This window comes from Zoogloea sp., assembly GCF_044344315.1.
Classification (GTDB): domain Bacteria; phylum Pseudomonadota; class Gammaproteobacteria; order Burkholderiales; family Rhodocyclaceae; genus Zoogloea.
The window spans coordinates 1-3,471 of sequence record NZ_JBIJDC010000192.1 but is presented as its reverse complement, the minus strand read 5'-3'; the positions used below and the strand labels follow the sequence as shown (position 1 = coordinate 3,471).

Here is a 3,471-nt window from a genome sequence, read left to right as displayed (position 1 = left end):
TCGCCGCTCTCCAGATGCGGTAGGGCCATGAAGCGTGCCGGCTGGATCAGCCCGAAGCCCTGCAGGCCACAGGCGTTATAGGCATCGGTGTCGTTCACCGCCACTCGGCCGTTCATGCGCACCGGAACGCTGACACCATCCACCACGAAGTCCCAGTCGAAATTGCGGCCGCTGACACTGGAAAAGTAATGCACCGCCTTGTGATGCTGCAGATCCTCCAGCGTCCGGGGCTCCCCGTAGCGTTCCAGGTAGGCCGGCGCCCCGCAGGTCACAAAGCTCAGGCTGCCGATGCGGCGCGCCACCAGGGTTGAGTCCACCAGCTCGCCAACACGGATCACGCAATCCACCGCCTCCTGCACCAGATCCACCGGCCGGTCGCCCATGCCGATGACCAGCTCCACGTCCGGGTTGCGGCTGTGGAACTCACACAGACGCGGGATGAGGATGCGCCGCCCGATGGGGCCGGAAACATCCACCCGCAGACGCCCCTGGGGTCGCCGGGCGGCATCCTGAAACGCCGCCTCCGTCTCCTCCAGCTCCTTGATGATGCGCACGCAGCGTTCGTAGTAGGCCGCCCCGTCCGGCGTCAGGCTGACGCTGCGCGTAGTGCGGTTGAGCAGACGCACCTTGAGCAGGTTTTCCAGCCCCTGGATGGTGGTCGTCACTGTGGCCCGGGGCAAGCCCAGGTTGTCTGCCGCCCGGGTGAAACTGCTCGCCTCCGCCACCCCCATGAACACCTTCATGGCCTGAAACCTGTCCATCTGCCCGTCTCCTGCTGCGGCCCTCCGAACGGAAGCCTCGCTTCAATTATTAGCTCAATGCGAACAGTGAAGTCAATTTCTATGTATTTATCCGCAAAAAACAAACAACCAAAATGCAGTCATCCCCCAATCCCGCCCCCCTGACAACAGCGAGGACATCATGAAAACAAGCGACACACTCTCTCCACCCATGAACCGGCGCGTCGTCCTGGCCGCCGCCCTGGCCGGCCTCCTGCTGACCGGTGGCGGCATCGCTGCCTACTCGGCCCGGGCCGACGTGCCGGCCGCTCCCGCCGCAGCTCAGGCCGCCCAGGTGGACACGGCCGAGGTCATCCATCGCGCCATCACCGACTGGCAGGATTTCTCCGGCCGCCTCGAAGCAGTGGACCGGGTGGAGATCCGGCCCCAGGTCTCCGGCATCCTCACCCAGGTGCATTTCAAGGATGGCGCCGCCGTACGCAAGGGCGACGTGCTGTTCACCATCGACCCGCGCCCCTTCGCGGCCGAAGTGGCGCGGGCCGAGGCCCAGCTTGCGGCAACGGAGGCCCGGGTCGCCTACACCGCTTCAGACCTGGCCCGCTCCGAACGCCTGATCGCCGACAACGCCGTGTCCCGCCGCGATCTGGAAGAGAAGCAGAACGCCGCCCGGGACGCCGCCGCCGGAGTGCAGGCGGCCCGCGCCGCCCTGCGCATCGCCCGCCTTAATCTGGACTACACCACCATCAAGGCCCCCATCGACGGACGCATGTCCCGGGCCGAGGTCACCATCGGCAACCTGGTGAGCACCACCGGCGGCCCGGCCCTCACCACGCTGGTGTCGTCCGACCGCATCTACGCCGCCTTCGACGTGGATGAGCAGACCTTCCTGAAATCGGTGAACCCAGCACGCACCGCCAAGGGCACCAGCCTGCCCGTCCACCTGGGTCTGGCCGACCAGGACGGATACAGCACCCAGGGGCGCATCCACTCGGTGGACAACCGCCTCGACACCACCTCCGGCACCATCCGCGTGCGAGCCGTGTTCGACAACCCGGACGGTCGCCTGGTGCCCGGCCTGTATGCCCGCATCCGGCTGGGCAGCGACACCCCGCGGGAGGCCGTGCTGATCGACGACCGGGCTGTCGGCACCGATCAGGACAAGCGCTTCGTGCTGGTGGTGGGCGACGGCAATCGCGCGGCCTACCGGGAAGTCCGGCTGGGCAAGCTGCAGGACGGCCTGCGCGTCGTCGAAGACGGGCTCAAGCCGGGCGAGCACATCGTGGTCAATGGCCTGCAGCGGATCCGCCCGGGCGATCCGGTGACGCCCCACCCGGTGGCCATGGAGGGCAGCGCCCCCGTCGCCGCCGTGGCCGAGCCCCGCGCGCTGAAGACGCGCATCTGAGGGCCGTCCCATGAACATCTCCAAGTTCTTCATCGACCGCCCCATCTTTGCCGGGGTGCTGTCGGTCCTGATCCTGCTGGCTGGCCTGCTGTCGGTCTTCCAGTTGCCCATCGCCGAGTATCCCGAAGTGGTGCCGCCCTCGGTGGTCGTGCGCGCCCAGTTTCCCGGCGCTAACCCCAAGGTGATCGCCGAAACGGTGGCCGCGCCGCTGGAAGAGAGCATCAACGGCGTCGAGAACATGCTCTACATGCAGAGCCAGGCCAACAGCGACGGCAACCTGACCCTCACCGTGCACTTCCAGCTGGGCGTCGATCCGGACAAGGCCCAGCAGCTGGTTCAGAACCGGGTCTCCCAGGCCCTGCCGCGCCTGCCGGAGGACGTGCAGCGCCTGGGTGTGACCACCGCCAAGAGCACGCCCACCATCACCATGGTGGTGCACCTCACCTCGCCGGACGACCGCTATGACATGACCTACCTGCGCAACTACGCGGTCCTCAACGTCAAGGACAGTCTGGCGCGCATCAAGGGCGTGGGCGAGGTGGGCCTGTTCGGTTCGGGCAACTACGCCATGCGCGTTTGGCTGGACCCGGGTAAGGTCGCAGAGCGCGGCCTGACCGCCCCCGAGATCGTCAAGGCCATCCGCGAGCAGAACGTACAGGTGGCCGCCGGCGTGATCGGCGCGCCGCCCAACGACCGCCGCACGCCCCTGCAGCTCAACGTGAATGCCCAGGGCCGCCTGAAGGACGAGGCGGAGTTCGCGCAGATCATCCTCAAGACCGCCCCCGATGGCGGCGTCACCCGCCTGGGCGACGTGGCCCGCATCGAGCTGGCCGCCGCCGAATACGGCCTGCGCGCCCTGCTCGACAACAAGCCCGCCGTGGCCATCCCCATCTTCCAGACGCCGGGCGCCAACGCCCTGGACATCTCGACCCAGGTCCGCGAGACCATGGCCGAGCTGGAAAAGGACTTCCCGCCTTCGGTGAAATACAGCATCGTCTATGACCCGACCCAGTTCGTACGGGCCAGCATCAAGGCGGTGATCACCACCCTGCTGGAAGCCATCGCCCTGGTGGTGCTGGTGGTCATCGTCTTCCTGCAGACCTGGCGCGCGTCCATCATCCCGCTGCTGGCGGTGCCGGTGTCCATCATCGGCACCTTCTCGCTGATGCTGGGCTTTGGCTACTCCATCAACGCCCTGTCGCTATTCGGCATGGTGCTGGCCATCGGCATCGTGGTGGATGACGCCATCGTGGTGGTGGAGAACGTGGAGCGCAACATCGAGGCCGGCCTGTCGCCCCGCGAGGCCACCTACCGGGCCATGCGCGAGGT

The 3,471-nt window shown here is 67.1% G+C and carries 3 protein-coding genes; 2 read left to right on the top strand and 1 reads right to left on the bottom strand.

What is annotated here, in order from left to right; translation table 11 throughout:
• Positions 1 to 761, bottom strand: a 761-nt coding sequence (locus tag ACIQ09_RS22030) for a LysR family transcriptional regulator (protein WP_398314541.1), incomplete at its 3' end; no start/stop codon positions are given.
• A gap of 160 nt (positions 762 to 921) precedes the next feature.
• Between ACIQ09_RS22030 and ACIQ09_RS22025 the strand changes: the two genes are divergently transcribed.
• Together ACIQ09_RS22025 and ACIQ09_RS22020 are read left to right on the top strand one after the other, a co-directional pair.
• On the top strand, positions 922 to 2,142 hold the full coding sequence (locus ACIQ09_RS22025) for an efflux RND transporter periplasmic adaptor subunit (RefSeq protein ID WP_398314539.1): 1,221 nt from the start codon (positions 922 to 924) through the stop codon (positions 2,140 to 2,142).
• A 10-nt stretch (positions 2,143 to 2,152) separates the two neighbouring features.
• Positions 2,153 to 3,471 (top strand): efflux RND transporter permease subunit (locus tag ACIQ09_RS22020; protein ID WP_398314537.1); only part of this gene is annotated, 1,319 nt, incomplete at its 3' end.

What these genes read in the sequence shown, in the direction of transcription:
- ACIQ09_RS22025 (WP_398314539.1), top strand. Translation starts at nt 922, where the DNA reads ATGAAAACAAGCGACACACTCTCTCCACCCATGAACCGGCGCGTCGTC.